Source organism: Soonwooa buanensis (assembly GCF_900167905.1).
Lineage (GTDB): Bacteria > Bacteroidota > Bacteroidia > Flavobacteriales > Weeksellaceae > Soonwooa > Soonwooa buanensis.
On record NZ_FUYZ01000012.1, the window covers coordinates 16,532 to 41,195 of the forward strand.

At 34.3% G+C, this 24,664-nt stretch carries 21 protein-coding genes; 10 read left to right on the forward strand and 11 right to left on the reverse strand.

Going from position 1 to position 24,664, the window contains the following annotated elements:
* Positions 1-6: 6 nt before the first annotated feature.
* Positions 7-402 (reverse strand): hypothetical protein, encoded by a 396-nt coding sequence (locus B5X62_RS13610; RefSeq protein ID WP_079668125.1) that lies wholly within the window; start codon positions 400-402, stop codon positions 7-9.
* A 220-nt stretch (positions 403-622) separates the two neighbouring features.
* Between B5X62_RS13610 and B5X62_RS13615 the strand changes: the two genes are divergently transcribed.
* Positions 623-853 (forward strand): hypothetical protein, encoded by a 231-nt coding sequence (locus B5X62_RS13615; protein ID WP_079667992.1) that lies wholly within the window; start codon positions 623-625, stop codon positions 851-853.
* Positions 844-1,161 carry a type II toxin-antitoxin system RelE/ParE family toxin gene (locus B5X62_RS13620; RefSeq protein ID WP_079667994.1) on the forward strand — a complete coding sequence of 106 codons (318 nt, stop codon included), beginning with the start codon at positions 844-846 and terminating at the stop codon, positions 1,159-1,161. The genes B5X62_RS13615 and B5X62_RS13620 overlap by 10 nt, the downstream gene beginning before the upstream one ends.
* Positions 1,162-1,399: 238 nt before the next feature.
* Here the strand turns inward: B5X62_RS13620 and B5X62_RS13625 are convergent, their stop codons facing one another.
* Both B5X62_RS13625 and B5X62_RS13630 read right to left on the reverse strand, forming a co-directional pair.
* Positions 1,400-3,073, reverse strand: a complete 1,674-nt coding sequence (locus B5X62_RS13625) for an alpha/beta fold hydrolase (RefSeq protein ID WP_079667996.1) — start codon at positions 3,071-3,073, stop codon at positions 1,400-1,402.
* A gap of 167 nt (positions 3,074-3,240) precedes the next feature.
* Positions 3,241-4,347: a M14 family zinc carboxypeptidase gene (locus tag B5X62_RS13630; RefSeq protein ID WP_079667998.1), complete on the reverse strand. Its 1,107-nt coding sequence runs from the start codon at positions 4,345-4,347 to the stop codon at positions 3,241-3,243.
* Between the two features lie 595 nt (positions 4,348-4,942).
* Here B5X62_RS13630 and B5X62_RS13635 point away from each other — a divergent pair.
* Positions 4,943-5,446, forward strand: coding sequence for a helix-turn-helix domain-containing protein (locus tag B5X62_RS13635; protein WP_079667999.1), 504 nt, complete (start codon positions 4,943-4,945; stop codon positions 5,444-5,446).
* Positions 5,447-5,482: 36 nt separating this feature from the next.
* Positions 5,483-6,532, forward strand: a complete 1,050-nt coding sequence (locus B5X62_RS13640) for an alpha/beta hydrolase (protein ID WP_079668000.1) — start codon at positions 5,483-5,485, stop codon at positions 6,530-6,532.
* 31 nt (positions 6,533-6,563) lie between these two features.
* On the opposite strand, the gene B5X62_RS13645 is transcribed toward B5X62_RS13640, so the two are convergent.
* The 3 genes from B5X62_RS13645 to polA all read right to left on the reverse strand — a co-directional run bounded on the left by B5X62_RS13645 (position 6,564) and on the right by polA (position 11,283).
* Positions 6,564-7,304, reverse strand: a complete 741-nt coding sequence (locus tag B5X62_RS13645) for a dienelactone hydrolase family protein (protein ID WP_079668001.1) — start codon at positions 7,302-7,304, stop codon at positions 6,564-6,566.
* A 91-nt stretch (positions 7,305-7,395) separates the two neighbouring features.
* Positions 7,396-8,439, reverse strand: a complete 1,044-nt coding sequence (locus B5X62_RS13650) for a M28 family metallopeptidase (protein WP_079668002.1) — start codon at positions 8,437-8,439, stop codon at positions 7,396-7,398.
* 30 nt (positions 8,440-8,469) lie between these two features.
* Positions 8,470-11,283 carry a DNA polymerase I gene (polA, locus tag B5X62_RS13655; RefSeq protein ID WP_079668003.1) on the reverse strand — a complete coding sequence of 938 codons (2,814 nt, stop codon included), beginning with the start codon at positions 11,281-11,283 and terminating at the stop codon, positions 8,470-8,472.
* Positions 11,284-11,552: 269 nt separating this feature from the next.
* Between polA and B5X62_RS13660 the strand changes: the two genes are divergently transcribed.
* The 5 genes from B5X62_RS13660 to B5X62_RS13680 all read left to right on the forward strand — a co-directional run bounded on the left by B5X62_RS13660 (position 11,553) and on the right by B5X62_RS13680 (position 16,008).
* Positions 11,553-12,050: a pyruvate decarboxylase gene (locus B5X62_RS13660; RefSeq protein ID WP_245797203.1), complete on the forward strand. Its 498-nt coding sequence runs from the start codon at positions 11,553-11,555 to the stop codon at positions 12,048-12,050.
* A 75-nt stretch (positions 12,051-12,125) separates the two neighbouring features.
* Entirely contained in the window at positions 12,126-13,445 is a 1,320-nt protein-coding gene (mgtE, locus tag B5X62_RS13665) for a magnesium transporter (protein WP_079668006.1), read from the forward strand.
* 7 nt (positions 13,446-13,452) lie between these two features.
* Positions 13,453-14,832: a hypothetical protein gene (locus B5X62_RS13670; RefSeq protein ID WP_079668008.1), complete on the forward strand. Its 1,380-nt coding sequence runs from the start codon at positions 13,453-13,455 to the stop codon at positions 14,830-14,832.
* Positions 14,833-14,887: 55 nt separating this feature from the next.
* A complete protein-coding gene (locus B5X62_RS13675; RefSeq protein ID WP_079668010.1) occupies positions 14,888-15,589 on the forward strand; it encodes a CoA transferase subunit A in 702 nt (233 codons plus the stop codon).
* 50 nt (positions 15,590-15,639) lie between these two features.
* Positions 15,640-16,008 carry a VOC family protein gene (locus tag B5X62_RS13680; protein WP_079668011.1) on the forward strand — a complete coding sequence of 123 codons (369 nt, stop codon included), beginning with the start codon at positions 15,640-15,642 and terminating at the stop codon, positions 16,006-16,008.
* A gap of 40 nt (positions 16,009-16,048) precedes the next feature.
* Here B5X62_RS13680 and B5X62_RS13685 read toward each other — a convergent pair whose 3' ends face one another.
* From B5X62_RS13685 to ccsA, 3 genes are all read right to left on the reverse strand, one after another.
* Positions 16,049-16,228 carry a type II toxin-antitoxin system antitoxin gene (locus B5X62_RS13685; RefSeq protein WP_079668012.1) on the reverse strand — a complete coding sequence of 60 codons (180 nt, stop codon included), beginning with the start codon at positions 16,226-16,228 and terminating at the stop codon, positions 16,049-16,051.
* Positions 16,229-16,264: 36 nt separating this feature from the next.
* Positions 16,265-17,131: an SPFH domain-containing protein gene (locus B5X62_RS13690; protein WP_079668013.1), complete on the reverse strand. Its 867-nt coding sequence runs from the start codon at positions 17,129-17,131 to the stop codon at positions 16,265-16,267.
* Between the two features lie 197 nt (positions 17,132-17,328).
* Positions 17,329-20,577: a cytochrome c biogenesis protein CcsA gene (ccsA, locus tag B5X62_RS13695; protein WP_079668014.1), complete on the reverse strand. Its 3,249-nt coding sequence runs from the start codon at positions 20,575-20,577 to the stop codon at positions 17,329-17,331.
* 450 nt (positions 20,578-21,027) lie between these two features.
* On the opposite strand from ccsA, the gene B5X62_RS13700 reads away from it, so the two are divergent.
* Positions 21,028-23,523: an FtsK/SpoIIIE family DNA translocase gene (locus B5X62_RS13700; protein WP_079668015.1), complete on the forward strand. Its 2,496-nt coding sequence runs from the start codon at positions 21,028-21,030 to the stop codon at positions 23,521-23,523.
* Positions 23,524-23,578: 55 nt separating this feature from the next.
* Here B5X62_RS13700 and B5X62_RS13705 read toward each other — a convergent pair whose 3' ends face one another.
* Entirely contained in the window at positions 23,579-23,932 is a 354-nt protein-coding gene (locus B5X62_RS13705; RefSeq protein ID WP_079668016.1) for an arsenate reductase family protein, read from the reverse strand.
* Positions 23,933-23,948: 16 nt separating this feature from the next.
* Positions 23,949-24,611 carry a histidine kinase gene (locus B5X62_RS13710; protein WP_079668017.1) on the reverse strand — a complete coding sequence of 221 codons (663 nt, stop codon included), beginning with the start codon at positions 24,609-24,611 and terminating at the stop codon, positions 23,949-23,951.
* Between the last annotated feature and the right edge of the window lie 53 nt (positions 24,612-24,664).

Here is a 24,664-nt window from a genome sequence, read left to right on the forward strand (position 1 = left end):
TTAATATTAATTATTTAAATTTTTATTTTTATTAATTCCGAAAAACATTAATGCTGCACCTACAAATTCGAAAAACCATCCCCAAGATAATTTTACGATCCCTGCAAAAGCGCTTTGCCAAGACTTAAACGGCAGAAAAGCAAAAAAATCAAGTGACTTTAGCTTAATGGCAACAATTGTAAAAATGAACAAAAAGATAAGACTTCCTGCAATTATTCTTGTCGCTTTTAGTTTTTCTTTTTGAATAAAATATAATCCTAAAGCCGACAGAGTCCAGATAATACCAGATAGATAAGGATCAATCTTCCAATAATTCCAGTTGCCAACTAACGGAATGCGTAATAATGGGAGAAAACTTCCCACAATAACTAAGATAACGCCTATTAATTGTATATTTCTCATTTTGTAAAATGCTTCGCCAAAATACGAAAAAAAACACATCTATAAAAGTGTGTTTTTAATATTGAATGTCTTTCAGTTTTATATATGGAAGTTATTTGGTTAAAAACATTTATATTTTTCGACAACCAATCAATAATAAATCGTAAGCAATAGTTAAAATATTTTGTAAAGGTTTAATGCTATAAATTTAATTTGTAACTTTGATATAAATGATTTTAAAATGGATATTCAAACTAGAAAATTAGAATTTATTCAAGAATTCTTGAAAATCCAAAGCGAAGAAGTAATTTCTCGTCTTGAAAAGATTTTGAAAAATAATGACGAAGAAGACATTAAGTCATTCTCGATTGAAGAATTTAACTCAAGAATTAATGAGTCATTGGATGATTCCAAACATAATAGAATTACAGAATCTAATGAACTACTTTCTGAAATTAAAGAATGGCAATAAAAATATTTTGGACTGATTTTTCCAAAAAAGAACTACGAAAGATTTTCAAACACTACAAAGACATCGCAAATCTTAATGTTGCAAAAAATTTAGTTGAGGGAATTATTAAAAAGGGAAATACTTTGGATTTTCAAACAAAAATTGGACAACAAGAAGAACTTCTACTGAATCGAAAACAAGAATTTCGATATTTAGTTTATAAAAGCTATAAAATTATTTATTGGTTTAATGAACCAAAACAACGAATAGAAATCGTTGACGTTTTTGATGCGAGACAATATCCAGAGAAAATAAAACGAAATAAATAGTTCGGATCCCCATTAATATGATGTTAGAAAAACCGAACTGACTAGAAGTAGATTATATAATTTAACCTGAGTTCGCGGTAAGAAAATTAACGTCAGTTTGAGTGGTTTTCGTAGAAAACTTTATCGAAAATAAGTGATTTTTTTTGCATTAAAGCTTCTCGATATGCTTTGCTACTCTAAGTAACGTCCCGTTTAAAGAAAAATACTTTATCCCGAACTGATGCTAATTTAAAAATTTCTATTTTTTGCCCTCTTTTAAAAACTTTAAAATTTCCGTATTTAAAATTTTAGGCTGCTCGAACGGAACATAGTGCCCTGACTTTTTAACTATCAAAAGTTCTGATGTTGATAAGGATTTTTGAATAAGTTCGGTATGTTCTTTTTTTATAATATCAGTTTCTCCAGCCACGACCAAGGTTGGTACTTTTATCAAATTAAGATCTTCAGGTTTTAATTTTGGTTGCGTTAACATTAGCTTCAGAAGTCTTTTATCATCGGTATTTTCTTCGTTTTCAAAATCATTTTTAATGTCATTTAACAATGATTCGTCAACACCTTCGGGATAAAGATTGGCACCAATAGTCACTAATTTATCAACCAATTCCGGATGATTTTTAGCAAAGATCAAACCTGTATTGCCGCCATCACTCCAACCAAGTATATTGATTTTCGAAAGATTAAGTTGTTTTACCACCTCAAACAAGTCATCAGCAAAACCTTGGTAAGAATAATTTTGCTTCGAAAGATTCGTGCTTCTACCCTGTCCGCGCGTATCAATCGCAACAACTTTAAAATGTTTTTCAAAAAATGGAATTTGCTTATAAAAATCCGAAATACTGCCACCATTCCCATGAAGTAAAACCAAAACTGGTCCTTCACCATAAGTTTCGTAATAGATTTTAGCATCTTTGACGTCTGAAAATTCTCCCGATTTGTTGCGTCCAAAAATAGAATTCTGAGCTTCAAGTTTATATTTCATGATCGCAAGACTCTCTTTCGCTTTTTCATCATCGAAGTCGTCTGCTGTTTCTGTAGAAGTTGCAATGTCTTTTTCTTGAGGAGTTTTGTTATAAGAGACTTCGATGTTCGCGATATATTGTCCAGTCGCACGTTCCCAATTTCCTTGACTTTGATAACGGTACCAAAGATTCTGTCCCAAACTTTTTTTTGCGGAAACCCCAAACACGAAATCTTCATTCGCTAACTTCTTATAATCAACCAGTTGAAGTGTTATTGCAATTTCTTTTTCATTTTTAAAAAGAAGACGATAATTGGACAAATCAATACGTTGCCAACCCGTTGTTTTAGTTTTATAAATAATATTTTCCGTTAATAAATTTTGATGTGGAAAGCCATTTTTGAGATTGTAAATATTTAGTTTTAAAGTTAATTCTTCAAAACGTGAACTTGGCATAATATAGAAATTGTAGGCTTTAATCTTGGTTGTGCTATAAACTTGGAAAACACTTCCCTGCTCCGCTGTTGGCGTATTTTGATTAAAAAACTTCGTAAACGTCAACATTGGACGCTTTTTCTCACCAATTAATTTATCATTTAATTTTATAGATTTTACAACAATTTCATTAAGATCTGTTTGTTTTTGGTCTAAAATAACATTCGGATTCATCTTTAAATCCTGAAAACTTATTTGCTTATCCACAAATCCAGCTGTAGAAAAAACAATAGAATCATTGGTTTTTGGATCTTTTTCAAAATTTAATTTAAATAAACCATTTTTATCAGTCACAGTTGCAGATTCCGAAGATTTAACACCGATATTGACGTAAGCCAAAGCTTTTTTATCAACGCTAAAAACTTGACCAGAAATCTCCGTCTGCGCTGAAATCATCACCACAGACAGAATAAATCCGAGAATAAATATGAAAAATTTAATAACAGAATTCAGAATCATTTTAAAAATCTAAATTTACTAATTCGATACCGATTTGGATGCCGTTTTTACTTGGCAAAATCGCTTTATCATTGGAAATTGGAGTAAAATCTTTTTTAATAAATAAGTTTTTATATCAAATAAAAATGCTCTTAATTGATTTAAAAGCATTTTGTATTATCTAAAATTTATTCCATCTTAAAATTAATTTCTGCATCTAGCTTTGGAAATTTATAGTCCGAAACAAAGTTTTTCCCAGTGCAATCTATTTCTTTCCAACCTTTTTTACGACCCAAATCTCCGACTTCAACAACATAAGGAACAAGCTTTATATTTTTGATTTCTTCGTCGAAAATTTCTTTATATTGTACCGCAACATCTAACACGCAGTCAAAATTGGTATTAAGCTTTACATTGCGATAGATAATGTCAAAATGACTTTCTTTATTCTCTGGGATGCTAAAATAAGTTTCGTAACCAATAGAATCGCCTCGTAAAACAGCCATCGATTTTAGAGCATAGAACAAAGCATAAGTATAGAATTTTCTTGTTTTTTCGCGACCATAATCGTCTGGATAAAATCCACCTTCAAATAAAATAGTCGGAATGCCTGATTTCATAAGATTATCACCAGCCGATGTTGGATAAAACTCATCATTATAACGTGCTATTTGTTTCGGCAAAAAGTTTTGCATTTGGATAAATATTCCTGCAATAATTGCCATACTTTTTTTACGATTTTCTGTCAAACTTCTATCAATGTCTTCTGATGGCGCCAAAAAAGATAAGGTGGCAGGCATATCATCACTTGCCGAAAATATGGTGCGTTGATCATGAAGATTAAGTGCGTAATCATAATTCTTAGCCTTGATAAAGTCTTTAAGAAGACGAAGCTCTATACTCGATTCTTTCAAAAAATCACGATTGATATCGATATCAAATGCATTGCGACGCGTCCAAACTTCAGAACCATCAGGATTTAGCATGAAGATAAAATCTAAAGTTAAAGCCGAAAACAACTTTTGCTTAACCTCATCATTCTCTTTAAAGAATTCTAAAAGATCTAACATCGCCAATGTCGCCGTTGATTCGTTACCATGCATTTGCGACCAAGCTGCAACCTTTACAGGCCCATTTCCTAAACTCAGTTTATAAATAGGTTTCCCTAAAGATGATTTTCCGATTTCAGAAATGTAATCGCTGAGATTGTCCTGTAGGTAAGAAAATAATTTTTCAGGGGAAACATAGCGTTCTGAGAAATTTTGGTTTTTAACGTATTGAAAGACTCCAGCCATTTATTAACAATTTAAGTTTGTCAAAAGTAATGATTTCAAATGAAAACTTAACGGTTTACAAATGTAATTTCATTAAACATTTACACATGTCATTTTGTCTGTTGATTTTAATGTCTATTACACTTAATATAATACAAAAATGTAATTACATGAAAGTCAGCATTTAATTAAATTTACATAAAGTTAATTTATAAACTTACTTTAAGTGTTTAAATTAAGATTTATCCCCAATTAAGGACGAATTTACCAAACAAAGACAATGTGTATAATGTATTGTTAATTAAAACTATGTACAATTGTAAATTATTGAAATCTAATTGAAAATGTCTTAAGTCGACTTTAAAACTGTCCTAACTTAATGAAAATGAATCATTTAAATTAATATATAATCATTTCTAGATATTATCTAATGTCATTATTTAATAATGTAAACAGTAATTATCATAACCTACAATTCACATAAAAGAACTTACTAACATTATAAATAGTTGATTACCAGCTATATTTACTTTGGTTTACATTTGTATATATACTTTATTTACTTCTGTTAATTTGATTGCTTTTACATTTCTAAAACATTTATTACATTTGTAACATGGAAATAAATGAGAGAATCTCCATCATTATGGAGCATTTTAATATAACGCCTTCAGAATTTGCAGAGAAAGTTGATGTGCAACGTTCAAGTATTTCGCACATCACTTCGGGACGTAACAAACCATCATTGGAATTTATCACTAAAGTCAAAAACGCCTTCCCAGACATAGAATGGGACTGGTTGATCAATAGTAATGGACCTATGATAAAACCAAAAATCGAAATTGTTGAGGAAAAACCCGAAGCCAAGAAGCTTCCCCTACCCGACCTCTTCTCTATTATAGAAGACGAAAGTTTTGGTCAAGAAAATTCTGAAAACAAATTGCCCGAAAAGACTAATCGTCCAGAACCGATTGTTTCTGCTCCTATTAAAGAAGAAAAAAAAATAATCGATTCTCAGCCATTAGAGAATTTTCCAATTCCGCAAGGAAAAACGACAAAAAAAGTAAAGCGCGTTATTCTTTTTTTTGAAGACGGAACTTTTGAAGCTTTTGAAAATTAATTTTTGTTAGGCATAAATTTTGAAAAAGAGAATGTCATGAAAAACTCATTTTATTTTCTCATCATCCTCTTCGCATTAAACTCGTGCGGCGCTATACATAATACTCCAAAATCGCAAACGCCCAATAAAATCGAAAGCTCTAGCATGGCTTATTCTTTCGTGGATCAAAACGGAAATTTCTATCCAGATAATTGGAGTTCGCAATATGGAAAACCTCCTAAAAATGCGAAAAGCAAGGAGTTTTCTTTAAAAAAATTAGCTAGTGAAAAAGGTAAAGAAATAGAACTTTCGGCTTCTGAAAAAACCAAAATCGCACAAGTCGCCAATAGTGGAAAAAACAAGAATCGAATTTTCGTTTTTGTCCATGGTTTTAATGCAAGTTCGGATGAAGTTACGAAAAGTTATAAGGCGATAAAATCGCAACTTAATACAACAAACAAAGATCAAATTATCAATTTCTACTGGGACGGATTGGTGGCACAGTCGATGTTTGGAGCAGGTAAAATTTGGTTTAACGCCACTAATAACAGTCAAATGGCTGGAGAATTTGGACTTAGACGACTTCTTAATTCTTATCAAAACAAAGACATTTATATTATTTCGCACAGTCGTGGTGCATCGGTTGTCCTTAGTTCTTTAAGCAATCCGCCATTTAGCAAACGCGAAATCGAGGATCGAAAAGACGACCACAATGTTGACATTGACAACGATTCTAAAATATTGCAAGAGAAAAATAATAGTATCTACTGTATCATGTTGGCGCCAGCGATTGGGACGAAAGATTTCAAATCGGAAGATCTAAAATCGGGCGATGACAGCTACCGCGAATTCAGTCCGCAACTGAAAAAAGTGCATATTACAATTAATAATACCGATCCGACTTTGAAGAAGTTTTTAGGCTTTTTATCGGACAAACTAAAACCGACTGATTTGGGCTATAAATCTGATGCTTTTGATGCTTTGAAGGAACATTATGATTTCTTAGAGAAAACGGATTTTAGCGGTCAAAAATCACATAATTTTGATGTTTATATTCGGAATCCGAAGTTCAAAACTATTTTAAAAGAATTCAATATTGCGAAATAAAAAAAGCCTTGAGATTTTCAAGGCTTTTTTGTTATTTAAGAATTTCCGCTAAAAACATCAAAGTATGTTTCCAAGCACGTTTTGCCATAATTTCGTTGTAGTCGGGCGATTCAGGATTTGTAAATGTATGACCAGAATTTGCATAAGTAATAATTTGCCAATCCGCTTTTCCTTCGTTCATTTCTTTAATTAAATTATCATAATCGTCTTTAGTCACACTTTTATCATCGGCAGGATTTTCAACCAAAACTTTTGTTTTAATCATAGAATTTGGACGCGATTTATCTTTCGCCAAACCACCATGAATACTAACAACACCTTCAACAGGAAAGCCTGCTCTCGCCACTTCCAAAGCGCCAGTTCCGCCAAAACAATAGCCAATAACTGCAATCTTTTTGGGATCAGCATTTTGTTTGATTAAGGCTTCTAACGCCAAATTGATCCGATGTTGGTAAGCTTTGTAATCAGTCTTATACGACGTTGCGATTTTGGAAGCTTCTTCGTTGGTTTTTGGAATATTCCCTTCTCCATAAATATCAGCAATTAAAGCAATGTAACCTTCTTTTTGAAGATCAAGTGCCGCTTGTTTTGCTTCGTTATCAATACCTTTCCAAGCGGGTAAAATAAGAACCGCTGGACGTTTTTGATTGGTGTTATCCGTAACCAAAGCATTTAACTTTTGTGAGCCATCTTTATAAGCAACATTCTTGAGTGTTTGTGCAGAAATATTTGTCATCATAGCTAAACTTAAAATTGCAATTATCTTTTTCATATTCAAAATTTTAGGTGTTTTTAAAATTAATCATTTTTAAAATATTTAAACAAAAAAAAAACAGTTCCAAATCTGAAACTGTTTTAATAATTTATCTTGTATTTTTTCCGTCAACTTTGATTCGTTCTGGACGATTCGCCAACTCCCAAGCCGTTGTGAAAACCAATTGTGTTCTCTTATGTAACAACGGATAGTCGATTCTGTCAGGCGTATCTGTTGGTTTGTGATAATCCTCGTGGATGCCATCAAAGAAAAATGCAATCGGCACATTGTGTTTCGCAAAATTATAATGGTCGGATCTGTAATACAATCTATCTGGATCGTTAGGATCGTCGTATTTATAATTTAGGATTAAGTTATGTGTGTCTTTGTTAGCTTGTTCGTTAATCTTTTTTAATTCTGTACTTAACATTTCAGAACCGATAACGTACACATATTGTTTACCTCTATTTTCTGCATCATCGCGACCAATCATATCAATATTAAGGTCAGCAACAGTATTTTCTAATGGAAAAACTGGGTTTTTAGAATAATAATCAGAACCCCAAAGTCCGTGCTCCTCACCTGTGACGTGTAAAAACAAAATAGAACGTTTTGGACCGTAGCCCGCTTTTTTAGCTTTTTGAAAAGCCTCTGCAATTTCCATAACCGCTACCGTTCCGCTGCCGTCATCATCCGCACCATTGTAAACAACACCGTTTTTAGTACCGATATGATCGTAATGTGCAGAGATCACGATAAGCTCATCTGGTTTTTCGCTACCTTCAATATAAGCAAGAATATTTTCTGACTCAGGAAGTTGACCATTACGAGTTTTCATAAACTCCGACGGCACTGTTTGATAATAAGAACCTAAAGCTTTTGGAAACGAAACGCCATAACTTTTGTATTGGCTAATCATGTATTCACCGGCTTTCTTTTGACCTTTAGTCCCCGTGTCACGGCCTTCCATCTCGTCCGATGCGATGATGTAAAGATTCTTTTTAAGATCCTCAACCGTGATGCTGTTATAGGCTTTTTTGAATCCATCACCATTCACCGCGTAATTCTTGCCACCAGCGACATTAGAACTCGTGCCACAACTTTGCATAAAAGCTGCAACTGCAACAAGTCCTAAATACTTTAAATTCTTCATATAATTTATTTTTTGCTTTTTTAAAATTTATTAATGCGCTTCTAGCCAATTGTCACCAACACCAACCTCCACTGTCAACGGTACTTTTGTTGAATAAGCCGACTCCATCGCATCTTTTATAATTGTTGAAACCTCATCAACCTCATCCAATGGCGCTTCAAAAATTAGTTCATCATGAACTTGAAGCAACATTTTGGTTTTCAATTGTTTTTCGGTCAAAATGTTATCAATTTTAATCATCGCTAATTTGATAATATCAGCTGCACTTCCTTGGATTGGTGCGTTGACAGCATTACGTTCCGCATGACCTTTCACTACAAAATTACTAGAATTGATGTCTTTAAGATGTCGCTTTCTTCCCAACATTGTTACAACGTAACCGTTTTTTCTTGCATTTTCGACTTGTTCGGACATATATTCTTTAAGTCTTGGATAAGTTTGGAAATACGCATCAATCATCGCTTTAGCTTCTGATCTCGACATTCCTGTTTGATCCGCAAGACCAAATGCACCTTGTCCATAGATAATTCCGAAATTAACACTTTTCGCTTGAGAACGTTGTGTTTTACTAACTTCTTCAATCGGAATTTTAAACAATTTTGCAGCTGTTGCAGCGTGAATATCTTCACCATTTTGGAAAGCTTCAATCATATTAAGCTCATCCGAAATCTCTGCAATAAGACGTAATTCGATTTGTGAATAATCGGCAGAAATAATTTTGTAACCTTTGTCCGCCACAAAAGCACCACGAATCTGCTGTCCACGAAGCGTACGAATCGGGATATTCTGCAAGTTAGGATTAACACTCGCCAAACGTCCAGTCGCCGCAACCGTTTGTGCATACGTTGTATGCACGCGGTTGTCAATTGGATCAATCTGGTTAGGAAGTGCGTCTACATAAGTTGATTTCAGTTTTTGAAGCTGACGATAATCGAGGATTAAAGCAATAATTTCGTGTTTTGAAGCCAATTTTTGCAACACATCTTCGGATGTTGCGTATTGTCCAGTTTTGGTTTTTTTAGCTTTTGGATCAAGTTTTAATTTTTCAAATAAAATCTCTCCCAATTGTTTAGGAGAATTCATATTAAATTCTTCCTCTGACAATTCAAAGATTTTGGTTTCTAAATTTCGAAGATCGTTTTCTAGATCGCCACTTTCTTTTTTAAGCCATTCAGAATCGAGTTTAACACCAATTAATTCCATTTTTGCAAGAACCAACATCAAAGGCATTTCGATAGTTTTGAAAACCTCTTCTAAGTTTTCTTTAATTAATTGAGGTGCAAAAAGTTGATACAATTGGAAAGTAATATCGGCATCTTCTGCGGCATAAGCTGTTTGCTCTTCCAAACTAACACCACGCAAAGTCAACTGATTTTTACCTTTTTTACCAATTAAACTTTCGATCGGAATTGGTGTATAATTAAGGTACATTTCGGACAAATAATCCATCCCATGACGACCATCAGGATTCAGCAAATAATGCGCAATCATCGTGTCGTACATTGGACCTTTGACTTCGATATTGTAATTTTTTAAAACTTTAAAATCATATTTAAGATTATGAGCGATTTTTAAAACCTTTTCATCTTCAAAAAATGGTCGGAAAATTTCAACAATTTCTTGTGCTTTTTCTTGATCTTCAGGAATCGGAATATAATACGCCAAACCAGCTTTATAAGAAAAACTTATCCCAATAAGTTGCGCCTCTAACTCGTTAAGGGACGTTGTTTCTGTATCAAAACAAACCGCAGGCTGCGCTAACAAATTGTTAAGCAACATTCGCATCGCTTTCGGCTGATCTACGAATTGATAAAGATGATCGTTTTCTTTAATATTCGATTTGGAAGAAGTGGCTTCATTTAATTCTTCAAAATTGGCGAAAAGATCAAGTTGCGTCACTTGAGGTTTTGCTGAAGTTGATGTTTTAACATCAGAAACTTCCGCTGGAGCAAGAGTTTCGGTTGAGAAAGTTCTGTAAAGATTCTCGTATAAACGACGGAATTCCAGCTCTTCAAAAATTTCTTTAACTTTATCAAAATCAGGTGTTTCGAGATCGTAATCTTCCTCTTTAAAATCAATCGGCGCATCAAGAAGAATCGTCGCAAGCTTTTTTGACAACAAACCACGCTCGGCACTTGCTTCAACTTTTTCTTTTAATTTACCTTTTAACTCGTTAGTGTGCGCCAAAAGATTCTCCATAGAACCATATTCTTTAATGAATTTCTTAGCCGTTTTTTCGCCAACACCTTCCAAACCTGGAATGTTATCTACGGCATCGCCCATCATCCCAAGATAATCAATAATCTGTTTGGGATCGTCGACTTCATATTTAGTTTTAACTTCTTCAACCCCTAAAATCTCAACATCGCCACCTTTTAATCCAGGTTTATAAATTTTAACCTTATCGGTCACCAACTGAGCAAAATCCTTGTCTGGCGTTACCATAAAGACATTGTAACCTTTGTCCGAAGCTTTACAAGACAAAGTCCCGATAACATCATCCGCTTCATAACCTTCCACTCCCAAAATCGGAATGTGCATCGCTTCAAGAATCTGATGAATATAAGGTTTTGCAAGAATAATCGCTTCTGGTGTTTCGGCTCTGTTGGCTTTGTAATCGCTGTAATCTTCGTGTCGAACATTAGTCCTACCAACGTCAAAAACCACCGCAAGATGGCTAGGACGTTCTCTTTTAATAAGTTCTATCAAAGAGTTGGTAAATCCGAAAATAGCCGAAGTATCTAGCCCTTTTGTAGAGAGCCTAGGATTCTTTATAAATGCATAATAACCACGAAAAATCATCGCATAAGCATCGATTAAGAAAAGTCTTTTGTCTGTTGTCATAGCAACAAAAGTAAGGAAAATTGCAAGATGATTCTAAGTGAATGTTCAGTAATAAAATTAAAACAAATTCAAAAAATAATTATTCGACAACCAGTAATATTATAAAAAAACAAATATTTGTTAAATTTTCTTAAAAAAAAGTCATTTGAGAAAAAATTTGGTAGTATTTTTGCATTGTAATCGCGATGAATAAAAAACTACTTTTTGGTATTGGCATTTTTGCCGTTTCTTTACTTGTAATAAGCTGTTCCACTGCTGGAAAAAGCCAAATGGCTGTTGCACAATTGGCAAAGAAAAATGATATCAAAAGGATTCTTTATTTTATTCCTGAAGTAATTCCTGATATTGAGGAAATAAAACAACCAACCTACGACGTATTTTTTACAGCTGCTAGCGACAAAATGATGTCTCTTGGTACTCGCGATTATCTAAGAATTGATATTCCTGTAGAATATGATAGCGTTAATGTTGATATGCTTCGCGAGTTTTGTAAAAACAATGATGCGGACGTTGCTGTTGTACCTCGTGTTAAATACTTTAAAGTTGGATTAGGAAAATATGTATTTTCTAACCAAGTCGAAGTTAGTCTTAAACTTTTCGACGCAGAAGGTAACCTGATGTTAGAAACAAGTTATGACACCTTTAAAGCTGGTGGTCGTATGCTAGGTTCCGCTGCCAACTCTGTAAAAATCGGTACAAAAGGCGCACTTCAAAACATGAATAAAGAATTACAAAACAATCAAATTTTCTTTATTAAATCTACTTAACATTTTTATAAGAACTCCGTTAGATTTCTTTATTCATAGACTTTTTAATACTTTTGCACTTTAAACAAAAAAGCTTTGGAAAACACGGAACTTATAAAAAACCCTGCTGATATTGCCGAATCTCTAAGTGGACTTCCCGCTAAGGATAGGCTTTTAGCGTTTTTGAAAGTTCCAAAATCCGATAAAGCGGAAGTTTTTGCCCATCTCGATCCCGATTTTCAAGAAGAAACGATACGAAGTATTGGTAGCAACGAAGTGGCGTATATCCTTAACGAAATGACGCCTGATGATCGTACACAGTTGTTTGAGGATTTTCCAGATGAGCTTATTAAATATTCCATCAATCTACTTAATCCGCAAGAACGTCGTGTTGCCCTAAAACTTTTGGGTTATCACTCGGACTCTATTGCGAGATTGATGACGCCTTATTATATCCAAATTCGCAAGGAATGGACTGTTAAACGTTGTTTCCAACAGATTAAAAAAGTTGGTGCCAAAGTAGAAACCATGAATTATCTATTTGTGGTGGACGAAAAAAATCGATTAATCGATGATATTACAATTGGTACTTTATTGTTAGCAGACGAAGATCAATTGGTTTCTGAACTTTGTGACAATCATTTTGTAGCGATTACAACGACAACTTCCAAAGAAGATGCGGTCCCTTATTTTGAAAAATATGACCGTAGTGCAATGCCGATTATCACCGAAGCAGGTGTTTTGGTTGGGATTGTAACGATTGATGATATCCTTGACCAAATTGAACAACAAAACACCGAGGACATTCAGAAATTTGGTGGTTTGGAAGCTTTAGATTTGCCGTATACACAAACGCCTTGGACAGAAATGATTAAGAAAAGAGCGACTTGGCTTATTATTCTTTTCGTGTCCGAAATGTTGACTGCCAGTGCAATGGGTTATTTTGATAAAGAAATAGAAAAAGCTGTTGTATTAGCATTATTTGTTCCGTTAATTATTTCGAGTGGCGGTAATTCAGGTTCTCAGGCAGCAACACTAATTATCCGTGCAATGGCGCTACAAGAGCTTAGTCTTAAAGATTGGTGGTACGTCATGAAAAAGGAAATTATCTCGGGTATAATTCTCGGCTTAATCCTCGGTGCGATTGGATTTTTAAGAATTATGATGTGGCAAGAGTTGGGACTTTTTAACTATGGCGAATATTGGGTTTACGTAGGATTAAGTGTTTCTGTATCCTTAATTGCCATTGTACTTTGGGGAACGCTTTCTGGATCGATGATACCGTTTGTTTTAAAGAGATTAAACCTTGACCCCGCAACATCATCCGCGCCTTTTGTGGCAACTTTAGTGGATGTTACAGGATTAATTATTTATTTTACTGTAGCGGGATTATTCTTAACAGGCAGATTATTGTAAATTATCTATGCTAGAATCACGATATCTTTTTCAAAATAGTCATAAGCTAACACTTGGGATTTTACTAAGTATTTTCTTTAGTATTATTGTCATTCTTTATCGAGATTTAATTATTGATGATGCATTTATTACATTTCAATATGCACGTAATTTTGCTGAACATTTCAAACCTTGGTATAATCTAGATCCTTTTTATCAGGGAAATGGACAAACGAGTATCCTTTGGATGTTATTGTTGTCGCTGTTTAATCTTTTTGGAGTTGCATCTGAGCACATTTTTTACATTATTAATTTATTTCTAGGGTATTTTTTAATCTATCAATTTGTTAATTTTTTATTTAAAGATAAATTAAGTCTTTTTGAGGTTATATACAAAATAGCGTTTTTAGTATTTTTCTCGTTTTGGATGGGACTAAATGCAACCCATGGTTTAGAAACATTATTATCGACGGTAATACTTTTAATGTTTTTAAAAAATTGGAAAAAACCAAACAATTACTGGAGCTTATTAATGCTTTTGGTTCGTCCAGAATTTGCTTTGTATTTAGTATTTTGGGTCCTAGATTCAGATTTTAAAGAGATTAAAACTTTTTTCAGAAAAGTAATCTTGGCTTCCAGTACGTTTATTTTAATTGTAATTTTTTACCTAGTTTTTTTCGATTATTACATTCCGCTTCCCTTAGTTTTAAAATCACAAAGTAGCGAGTTTAGTTTAGTGAGTATCAAAGTGGCTATCGGGTATTTAGTCCTTTATATGCCAATTATTGTTAGTCTTTTTAAGCAAAAACGTTATCTATTTTTAGCTCCGTTAGTTTTCTTTATTTTATATTACACATTCGGGATTAATAGTTACTCGGGTAATATCTATATCCGTTACTTTTTTCCTTTGTTGGCATATTTCTTTTTTATTGATTTTAAACTTAAGATCAATCAATGGTTTTTTACATTAATTTGTACACTATCCATGCTGAGAATGTTGGATTTAGGCTTCAATTTTAATACCGACCGAAAAAATGTCATTATCGACAACGACGGCTTCATGACAAGCTATGGCGAAATGGCAAAACATATAAAACCAACTGATAAAGTCCTAATAATGGACGCTGGCCACGTTGCTTATTTCACAAATGCGATGGTCTACGATGGTCTTGGGTTAAATGACGCAACAATGCTTTTAGCAAGAAAACACAATGACAATGCCACCTACAAAAACTATGTTGAAAGTCGCAAAATGAATATCATAAGTGTTGTTTCTAGCGAGCCAGATCGATTCGTGCCGAGAGAAGATTCTACATTTACATATAATAGTCTTAATCTAAAATCTAAAAAACTCCTATACGTCTTCCCACTCGACAATCACTTTTTTTTATTTGTTTATCAATATTAGGTCGTAGAATTCTGTAATTTTTAGTATTTTTAAACCTCAGAAACAGAATCTCATTATGATTAATAAAACGGTAAAAAACGTTGAAGAAGCTTGCCATGACATCCAAGATGGCGCTAAAATTATGCTAGGCGGTTTTGGTCTTTGCGGAATTCCAGAAAATAGTATTGCCGAATTGGTAAAAAAGAACGTCAAAAATTTAACTTGTATTTCTAATAATGCTGGTGTTGACGACTTTGGACTTGGATTATTACTTCACCAAAAACAAATCAAAAAAATGATTTCGTCTTATGTTGGCGAAAATGCTGAATTTGAACGTCAATTGTTAAGTGGCGAGTTGGAAGTTGACCTAATCCCACAAGGGACTTTGGCGACACGTTGTATGGCTGCTGGTTACGGTATGCCAGCAATCTACACACCTGCAGGTGTTGGGACCGAAGTTGCGGAAGGCAAAGAAACGCGAAATTTCAACGGGAAAAATTATTTGCTAGAATATGCTTTTGATGCAGATTTTGCGATTGTAAAAGCTTGGAAAGGTGATACAGCGGGCAATTTGATTTTCCGTTCGACGTCACGTAACTTTAATCCTTTGATGGCGATGGCTGGTAAAATAACAATTGCTGAAGTTGAAGAATTGGTAGAAGTTGGTGAACTAAATCCTGACGAAATCCACACGCCAGGAATCTACGTGCAACGCATCTTCCAAGGTGAGAAATACGAAAAAAGAATCGAACAAAGAACTGTTCGTCAAGCTAACTAAATATAAGGCTCCAGATTTTTGGAGCTTTTTTTTAAATTAAATTTTATCAAATGAAATTAGGTGCATTTTCTATAAGCTTGAGTGTCAAAAATTTAGAAGTTTCTAAAAACTTTTATGAAACACTTGGATTCGAGGTTTTTGCTGGCGCATTGGCTCAAAAATATTTAATCATGAAAAATGGCGACAGTCTTATTGGTCTTTTTGAAGCGATGTTCGAAGGGAATCTCTTGACCTTCAATCCTGGTTGGGACCAAAATGCACAAGCATTGGAAGATTGGAACGATGTCCGCGAAATTGCTAAACATCTTGAAGAAAAAGGCATTAAAGCCAATATACAAATCGATAACGAATCTGGCCCAGGAAGTTTAACTTTACAAGATCCAGACGGTAATATGGTCTTAATCGATCAACATCGATAATATTAAAAACAAAAAGCTCAGAAAATTCTGAGCTTTTTTATTAAGATTTATCTGTTTCCCTTTCTTTTGTTTCCTTTTTCTTTCGTCCAGCATTGGTAAGACTTTGATGAATGAGAAATTCGATTTGCCCATTGACACTACGGAACTCATCAATTGCCCATTTTTCAATCAATTTATAGGTTTCTTCATCAATCCTTAAAACAAAACTTTTCTTGCTCATTTCGTTTCATTTAAAAGCCCAAAAGCTTCGTTTACATTAATTATAAAGAGTTCCTGTATTCAGGATTGGTTGCGCGGCTTTTTCACCACATAACACTACCATCAGATTGCTTACCATCGCTGCTTTGCGCTCGTCATCCAACTCAACGATATTTTCTTCGGATAGCTTTTTCAATGCTAAATCTACCATCCCGACTGCACCTTCTACAATTTTGGTTCTTGCCGCAACTATTGCCGTCGCTTGTTGTCTTTGTAGCATCGCACCAGCAATTTCGGAAGCGTAAGCCAAGTGCGAAATTCTCGCTTCTTGGACGATAATTCCTGCAGGAGCAAGACGCTCTGTCAATTCTCTTTCCAAAATATGATTAACATCTTCCCCACCACCTCTCAACGTGATTGGTGCATTTTCGTCCTCCAAATTATCATAAGGAAAACTAACTGCTAGGTGACGAACAGCCGCTTCACTTTGGGTTCTAACATATTCCAAATAACGCTCTACATCGAAAGCTGCTTTGTAAGTATCGCCAACTTTCCAAACGATAACTGCTCCGATTTCGATGGGATTTCCCATTTTATCGTTTACTTTAAGGGTTTGACCTTGTAGGTTTTCTGAACGTAAACTCATTCTTTGTGATGAATAAAAAGGATTGATAAAAAATAAACCATTCTCTTTAACAGAACCTACATATTTTCCGAAGAAGTTAAGAACACGCGAGTGATTGGGTTGGATGATCATTAATCCTTTCATAAAAAAGAATGACAATAACACCATCAAAATCGCTACAACTGCCAATCCTACGCTATAATCGATAGAATATATAAACAATCCTACGCCTGCAAAAAACAGGATTATGCTTATTAATAAAGCAAGGTAACCAGACATTGGTTTTAAAACTTTTTCCATGTGTTTGAAATTTTGATATTAATTTGATATCATAAAGATATATATTTTTAAAATACAAAACATAAAAAAAACGCTTAAAAAAGCGTTTTAAATTTTTATTGTTTAATAAAGCTTTGTTTAATGAGCTTATCCTGAAATTTTAAAACAAAAAAAGGCACATCATTAACGATATGCCTTTATTATTTTATTAATTAAAATTAAGGTTGATCTTGCGTACGTTCCTCTTTTTTAATTAAAAGACTTTTGTGTAAACTTTTATATCTGAAGTAAGAAACAATTGACAAGGTCGCCATAAATAACAATCCTAAATATACCCAAAGCGGAACCGGAATTGGATCTCCTTTAGCATAAGAGTGAAGTCCTGTCAGATAGTAATTAACACCGAAATAAGTCATTACCATAGAACAGAATGCAATCATTGTCATTACATGGAAAATGTGTCTTCCACGAAGTCCAGGTACCAATCTCATGTGCAATACAAAGGCATAAACCATAATCGAGATGAAAGCCCAAGTTTCTTTCGGATCCCAGCTCCAATAACGTCCCCAACTTTCGTTAGCCCAAATACCACCCATAAAATTACCAACTGTAAGAGCAACAAGACCAATACTTAAAGACATTTCGCTAACGATAGCTAATTCTTTTAAAGTTGTATCATTATGTTTTTTGAAAACTGTTGGCGATGCAATAATGTAGAAAATCAAAGAGATTACGGCAATCAACATCGATAATGAGAAGAAACCATAACTCGATGCAATAATCGCAACGTGAACAATTAACCAATAAGATTTAAGAACTGGTACAAGTGGTGTAATCTGAGGATCCAAAGCTGCACCACCGTGCGCAAATCCCATCATAACAACCGCAACCAAGAATCCTGCTGCAGGAATTAATGCATTCGAATTTCGGTACAATGCGAAACCAGCCGAGATACCAACCCACGAGATGAAGATAATCGCTTCGTAACCATTACTCCAAGGGGCGTGACCCGAGATATACCATCTTGCAATTAATCCTAAAAAGTGGAATAAATAACCAACTGCTCCTAGGTAAATTAATCCTTTAACGATTTTGTTTAAAACCTTGCTTGGTCTGAATAATTCAATAAAAGCAAAAATCAACAATACACTACCTAAAATTGTATAGAAAATCAACAACTTAAAGTTGATATCTAATTTATTTAAAAGAACTTCTAATTCAATTTTCGCATCTGGCGGAATCACTTGTTTTCCCCATTTGTGTTGATAAGCTTCAACTTTTGCTAACTCTTCATCTGCTTTTTTCCAATTTCCGTTTTGTGTTGCAAGAAGAACACTGGACAGATATGGACCAAGAACATCTTGTGCGTTTTTATCCATTTCGAAGTCCGCTGTCATCACCGAATTCCAAGTGTGGTTAGCGTCATTCTGAACAGGAACTGCACGGAAATATTGATAAGACATTAAGGCATTAAGAACCTGAACTTTATCGTTTAGTTTAATAACCGCTTCATCGAATTTTGTCTTTTCAACTGGCTTTTTACGGAATGCTGCATTATATTCGTCTTCCAAAACGAAACGAAGATTTCCGTTCTTATCAGCTGGGAATAATTTTACTAAACTTGTAAAACTATCATCATTAGCTTTAGTAATTTTTGCTAAATCTCTACCAACTTTTCCTCGAGTTTCGATTTTAATAATATTAACCTGAGCCCAAAACATTGGATCGATTGTCGCTGCCAAAAACCATTGGTTAGCATCCAAATGTTGGAAGTGATCGCGACTAGTCAATTTATGCAAAATGTCGATCGCCTGTGTGTTAGCCGGTTGTATACGACCTTCATAACTTTGCACCAACATATGCCCAAACTTCTCCGCATGTTCCTTATCAATCTGAATATTCTTCACCAAATCATCTGCAGAAATGGTATTCATTTTAGACGTTGGCGCAGGATTATTAGTTTTAGGCGCTGACACATTATCTTTGCTACCATCCGATGTCGAATGGGTTTCAATTTTTTGTGCATTAAGTCCTAAACTTAAAAACAATAATAAAGCACCGGCTACTTTAGCTTTTTTCTTGCTGACATCTTTCAGCATTTTGTTAAGATTCCAGAATCTAGAACCTTTCCAGAACATTGTTACAAACATCCCTACGAACAAAAATCCGTAACCGATATAAGAGATTAACGTCCCCCAATAATCGTGGTTAACAGACAAAATAGTCCCTTTTCTATCTGGGTCAAAACTCGCTTGGAAAAATCTGTAACCTTTATGATTAAGAACGTGGTTCATATAGATTTTATACGGTGTTTGTTTACCTTCGTCAATAATTTGTACATGAGATTCATATGCCGATGGCGACGAACTTCCTGGATAAGTTTCCATCACGAATTTATCAAGTTTTAAAGCAAAAGGTGTGTTATAGACTTTTGGACCGAAGCCAATCATCACATTCATACCATCTAATTGGATTTGCTTATATGCATTAGGGTTTCCTTTTTCAACAGAAAGATCAACCATCATTTTAGACTTTGGACCTTTTACCTCGACAGTTAATTGATCTGGTACATCTTTATCTTTTTGTTTATCACCTTCGTAAGCTTTCAAACTTCCTTTTTTAAGACCTTCTGGCACAACCAATTTTAGATCATTAATAGAGTAAAGACTTCTCAAAACCAAAGGTTGAAATTTATCTTTAGTCGTTGTCCCAGTTGCTTGCGTCGCCATCGTCATAAACTGCGCATCAACTGGCGTTTTAATAAACAATGAATCTTTTTCTTGTCTGAATTCTACAGCACCTTCAATGGCATTTCTGTTAAAACTCACCAAAGTCCCATTAATGTTTTGAACATCGCCTGGCGCCAAGTAGATATTTTGTCTTCCTCCTTTTTCGTTGGTAGAAACAAGGTGTAGATATTCTTTACCATTCGGGTTAACGACCATGCTGTCCATCTTCCGTTGCATGTAGTTAACCGCTTTCACTTCCAGTTGTTTTTCGTGGAAGTTGTATTTTGCGTTCATTTTGTAATGAAGCGGCGACATAAGATACGGAATATCAGGATAATGCAGCTCTTCTCCTTTTTCTTCAACCTTAACTTTTAAAAAGGTTTTATCAGTAACAATCTCGTTATTGGTTTCACCTTCGCGGATGTGCATCACCCCTTCGAAACTGATGTATCGCGTAATAGCACCACCAATAAAAATTAAAATAAATGCCAAGTGAAACATTAGAACAGGCCACTTTTCTCTTCTCAGAAGTCGATATCTACCAATATTCCCAATAAAATTAAGAATCAGTAAAAACATAATCGCTTCAAACCATTTGGCCTCATAGATTAGAGCCTTTGCGGTTGGCGTTCCGTAGTCATTTTCTACAAAAGTAGCGACAGCCATTGCGATAGCGTATAACAATAGCAAAGTCGCCATAGTACGCGTCGAAATCAGAATATCCTGAATTTTTTTCATAGTAATTCTATATAAACGATGATCCTAAATCCAGTAAAAACACACTTAAAAATAGCCTAGATTCAGTCGAATGCAAAAATAGTGATGTTATTTAGATTAAATACATAAAATCAGGCATTAATGACAATTCTCATAATCGATTTTGACTATTATTTGACTAAAATTTGATTAGTTAAACTAATAATTTAGCACTAAAATTCACTTTCCGAATTGTTATTAAATATTTACTCACTTTTTTATGTTATTCAATCTTAAAAATCAGATATAAATTCATTTTCAAAATTTTTATTTTTATTAAATCTAAATAACATTACGATTCAAAATTATTTTTAAATCTAAATACATCATAGCCTCAATTATTTACACCAGAATCGATAAGAAAGCCCTATATTTAACTTCAAAATTCATTTAAAAAAGATTAAATTTGCACGGAATTGACCGTATTTATCAATGGAAAAAAGCAAAACAACGAACACAAACGACCAAACAAAAATCCTTCCCAAATCCCGCATCGTTACAGGTATTTTACTATTTTGTATCGCTGGGATGATGACCATCGCTTTCGTCTCCTACCTTATGAACTGGAAAGCAGACCAGTCGCAAGCTGGCACAATGGGCGATCGACACATCAAATCTTCTAATGTTTTAGGAAAAATAGGCGATTGGCTGGGTAATCTTTTCATCTTCGATAGTATTGGCGTTGCTGCTTTTATTATTCCGTTTTTGTTGATGGTTTTCGGATTTATCATCCTTAAGAAAAACTACTTCAAACCTTGGAAAACCATTTCGCACAGTTTATTTTTCATCTGTTGGTTGCCTATTTTCCTAGGCGCTGTGACCAAAGGCGATGGCGTATGGAGCGGTGTGTACGGATACCAAATCATGGATTATCTTAAAGCCTATGTCGGATCGGTTGGACTGTGGCTTATCATATTAGTAAGCATATTGCTTTATTTTGTTTTAGAATTTAATTTAAGACCAAGTAGCATCAGGAATAAATTCAATGAGATTAATGACAATACCATTGGAAAACTAAAAGAAATGATGCCAAAATCGGAGGAAAATTTCGAAGCAGATGAGGAACTAGAAGATGAACTTGAGAAACATCACGAAGAAGTTGCATCTGAGAAAACCGAAATCCCAACAGAACTTCCAAAAATAAAAGTGACGGAAGATATTCAACCGATTGCAACACCAAACAAAACAACTTTTGAAAGCATTGAAACGCCACCTGTAATGCCTGAGAAAGATTTAGAAGCCGTCTCTATTAAATTGGATAATGATTTCACCGCACCTCCAGTTGTAGAAAAACCAGTTACTACAACTCAAAACATTACTTCAAACACAGAAGATATTGCGTTTAATATCGAAGTTAATCAAGAAGAACAACTTGACCCTACCGAAGTTAAATCTCAAGAATTGGTGAAAGAATATGGTTTGTACGATCATAGATTGGAGTTAGCGAAATTCCAAATGCCAAGTTTTGATTTATTAAAAGATTACGGAAACGAAGAAATTACCATTAACAAAGACGAATTAGAAGAAAATAAAAATAAAATTGTTGGACTTCTTAAGAATTTTAATGTTGGAATTTCTGAAATTAAAGCAACGATTGGTCCAACCGTTACACTTTACGAAATTGTCCCAGAAGCGGGAATTCGTGTAGCACAAATTAAAAAACTACAAGACGATATTGCGCTTAATCTTTCGGCTTTAGGAATCCGTATTATCGCGCCAATGCCAGGAAAAGGAACCATAGGAATCGAAGTTCCGAGAAAAAATCCAACGATGGTATCGATGCGCTCTGTGATTGCATCTAATAAATTCCAAACTTCGGATATGGATCTTCCTGTAGTATTTGGTAAGACCATTTCCAACGAGATTTTCATGGCGGATTTAGCGAAAATGCCGCACTTATTGATGGCTGGTGCTACTGGTCAAGGTAAGTCTGTTGGTATCAACGCCATCTTGACTTCCCTACTCTATAAAAAACATCCAAGCGAACTTAAGTTTGTAATGGTTGACCCGAAAAAAGTAGAATTATCACTTTATTCTAAAATTGAAAGACATTATTTAGCAAAACTTCCAGATGCGGAAGATGCGATTATCACGGACAATAACAAGGTCATTAACACGCTTAATTCACTTTGTATAGAGATGGATAACCGTTACGAATTGCTAAAAAATGCATTTTGTAAAAACTTAAAAGAATACAATAAAAAATTCACAGAACGAAAATTAAACCCTGAAAACGGACATCGTTATTTACCTTATATTGTTTTGGTTGTGGACGAATTCGCGGATTTGATTATGACAGCTGGTAAAGAAGTTGAAGTCCCGATTGCACGTCTTGCACAGCTTGCCAGAGCGATTGGTATCCACTTGATTGTGGCGACGCAACGTCCGTCTGTTAATGTTATTACGGGTATGATTAAAGCCAACTTCCCTGCTCGTGTGGCTTTCCGTGTTATTCAAAATACCGATTCGCGTACGATTTTGGACTCTACTGGTGCAGAACAATTAGTTGGTAAAGGGGATATGTTGTACTTTAATGGTAACGAACTTACTCGTCTACAATGTGCTTTTGTTGATACGCCAGAAGTTGAAAAAATTGCCGACTTCATCGGTGAGCAAAAGGCGTACTCTGATGCTTATATCCTTCCAGAATATAGTGGGGAAGAAACCTCTTCTGCATTCGGCAGTTTTGATCCGAATGAGAAAGATCAATTGTTTGAGGAAGCTGCTAAAATTATTGTGTCGTCACAGCAAGGTTCGACTTCGATGCTACAACGCCATCTAAAGCTAGGCTATAACAGAGCTGGAAGAATCATAGATCAATTGGAAGCTTCGGGTATTATTGGAGGCTTTAATGGTGCAAAAGCACGAGAAGTTATGATCCCTGATTTACAAAGTCTCGAACAGTTTTTAGACAACTTAAAGAAATAAAAAACTCGGCATTCACTGAATGCCGAGTTTTTTTATTTTACACTAAAACTTTTCTCTATTTCGTTTCAAAAAAAGCTCTTAAATTCTCCAAATTCTTTTTGTCGCTACCCGCAAAAATTTCTTTATCAGTGATAAATACTGGACGTTTCAGAAAACTGTAATGATCGAGAATCAAATCTTTGAAATCTTTTTCTCCTAAGGTCTTTACATCAATTTCTCGCGCCTTAATTTGCGTTGACTTTTTACTAAACAAAGCTTCATAAGATTTCGTCAAATTATACATTTCTGCCAATTCTTCTTTTGTAACTGGCGCTGATTTTATTTCACGAAGTTCCCAATCTGACAAATCAAATTCTGCCATTATCTTTTTGCAAGTTCCACAAGTTTTAAGATAAAATACTTTTTTCATAATCAATTATGTTTAATTAAAACTTAAAAGTATTTGCAGGAAATTCTTTATTCACTTCAATCTTAAAAATCGAAAGGACATAATCTCCATCTTTTTTAGGCGAGGAAGATTCGATGCGATGCGCCATCACAAGATTTCCAACTTTCTTGTATTCATCATAAGTTAAGGTCTCATCTTTCTTTATTTCTCTGTATAACATATAAGTTTTAACATCGAAATAATAAATCGTTTTGTTAACGTTTTTGGTCAATTCAACCTTAAAATAACTATTATTTCCGATTTGTTCTTTTCCTAACAAATTGGCTTCAAAACCTTTATTTTCCCAATCGATAAAATCGTTATCAAAACTTTCTGGGACATAACTAGGATATTCCTGAATTTTGTTTTGAGCGTAATTCATCGCATAGCCTTTTTTACCATCATAACCTTCAACCGTCGTTTCCTTTTGATTAATCATAATCACGGTTTTTGTCAAATTAGGACGTTTTTGATAGATTTTAAAAGGATATTCGTCATTAACTCCCAAAGTCACGCGACCTTGTAATAACACAGAATTCAAGAGTTTCCAGTTAGTTAAACCGCCCGAAAGCTCAATATTTTTGTCGATAATTTCTTTTGCTGTTTGTGCTTGAATAAAACACGATAGAACCACACCAAATACTAATAGTAATCTCTTCATTAATTGCAATTAAGCTCCAAATATAAGTTTTTTAAAACGCTTTTTTCTTTTGA

What these genes read in the sequence shown, in the direction of transcription:
- B5X62_RS13610 (WP_079668125.1), bottom strand. Translation starts at nt 402, where the DNA reads ATGAGAAATATACAATTAATAGGCGTTATCTTAGTTATTGTGGGAAGT.
- B5X62_RS13615 (WP_079667992.1), top strand. Translation starts at nt 623, where the DNA reads ATGGATATTCAAACTAGAAAATTAGAATTTATTCAAGAATTCTTGAAA.
- B5X62_RS13620 (WP_079667994.1), top strand. Translation starts at nt 844, where the DNA reads ATGGCAATAAAAATATTTTGGACTGATTTTTCCAAAAAAGAACTACGA.
- B5X62_RS13625 (WP_079667996.1), bottom strand. Translation starts at nt 3,073, where the DNA reads ATGATTCTGAATTCTGTTATTAAATTTTTCATATTTATTCTCGGATTT.
- B5X62_RS13630 (WP_079667998.1), bottom strand. Translation starts at nt 4,347, where the DNA reads ATGGCTGGAGTCTTTCAATACGTTAAAAACCAAAATTTCTCAGAACGC.
- B5X62_RS13635 (WP_079667999.1), top strand. Translation starts at nt 4,943, where the DNA reads ATGGAAATAAATGAGAGAATCTCCATCATTATGGAGCATTTTAATATA.
- B5X62_RS13640 (WP_079668000.1), top strand. Translation starts at nt 5,483, where the DNA reads ATGAAAAACTCATTTTATTTTCTCATCATCCTCTTCGCATTAAACTCG.
- B5X62_RS13645 (WP_079668001.1), bottom strand. Translation starts at nt 7,304, where the DNA reads ATGAAAAAGATAATTGCAATTTTAAGTTTAGCTATGATGACAAATATT.
- B5X62_RS13650 (WP_079668002.1), bottom strand. Translation starts at nt 8,439, where the DNA reads ATGAAGAATTTAAAGTATTTAGGACTTGTTGCAGTTGCAGCTTTTATG.
- polA (WP_079668003.1), bottom strand. Translation starts at nt 11,283, where the DNA reads ATGACAACAGACAAAAGACTTTTCTTAATCGATGCTTATGCGATGATT.
- B5X62_RS13660 (WP_245797203.1), top strand. Translation starts at nt 11,553, where the DNA reads ATGGCTGTTGCACAATTGGCAAAGAAAAATGATATCAAAAGGATTCTT.
- B5X62_RS13670 (WP_079668008.1), top strand. Translation starts at nt 13,453, where the DNA reads ATGCTAGAATCACGATATCTTTTTCAAAATAGTCATAAGCTAACACTT.
- B5X62_RS13675 (WP_079668010.1), top strand. Translation starts at nt 14,888, where the DNA reads ATGATTAATAAAACGGTAAAAAACGTTGAAGAAGCTTGCCATGACATC.
- B5X62_RS13680 (WP_079668011.1), top strand. Translation starts at nt 15,640, where the DNA reads ATGAAATTAGGTGCATTTTCTATAAGCTTGAGTGTCAAAAATTTAGAA.
- B5X62_RS13685 (WP_079668012.1), bottom strand. Translation starts at nt 16,228, where the DNA reads ATGAGCAAGAAAAGTTTTGTTTTAAGGATTGATGAAGAAACCTATAAA.
- B5X62_RS13690 (WP_079668013.1), bottom strand. Translation starts at nt 17,131, where the DNA reads ATGGAAAAAGTTTTAAAACCAATGTCTGGTTACCTTGCTTTATTAATA.
- ccsA (WP_079668014.1), bottom strand. Translation starts at nt 20,577, where the DNA reads ATGAAAAAAATTCAGGATATTCTGATTTCGACGCGTACTATGGCGACT.
- B5X62_RS13700 (WP_079668015.1), top strand. Translation starts at nt 21,028, where the DNA reads ATGGAAAAAAGCAAAACAACGAACACAAACGACCAAACAAAAATCCTT.
- B5X62_RS13705 (WP_079668016.1), bottom strand. Translation starts at nt 23,932, where the DNA reads ATGAAAAAAGTATTTTATCTTAAAACTTGTGGAACTTGCAAAAAGATA.
- B5X62_RS13710 (WP_079668017.1), bottom strand. Translation starts at nt 24,611, where the DNA reads ATGAAGAGATTACTATTAGTATTTGGTGTGGTTCTATCGTGTTTTATT.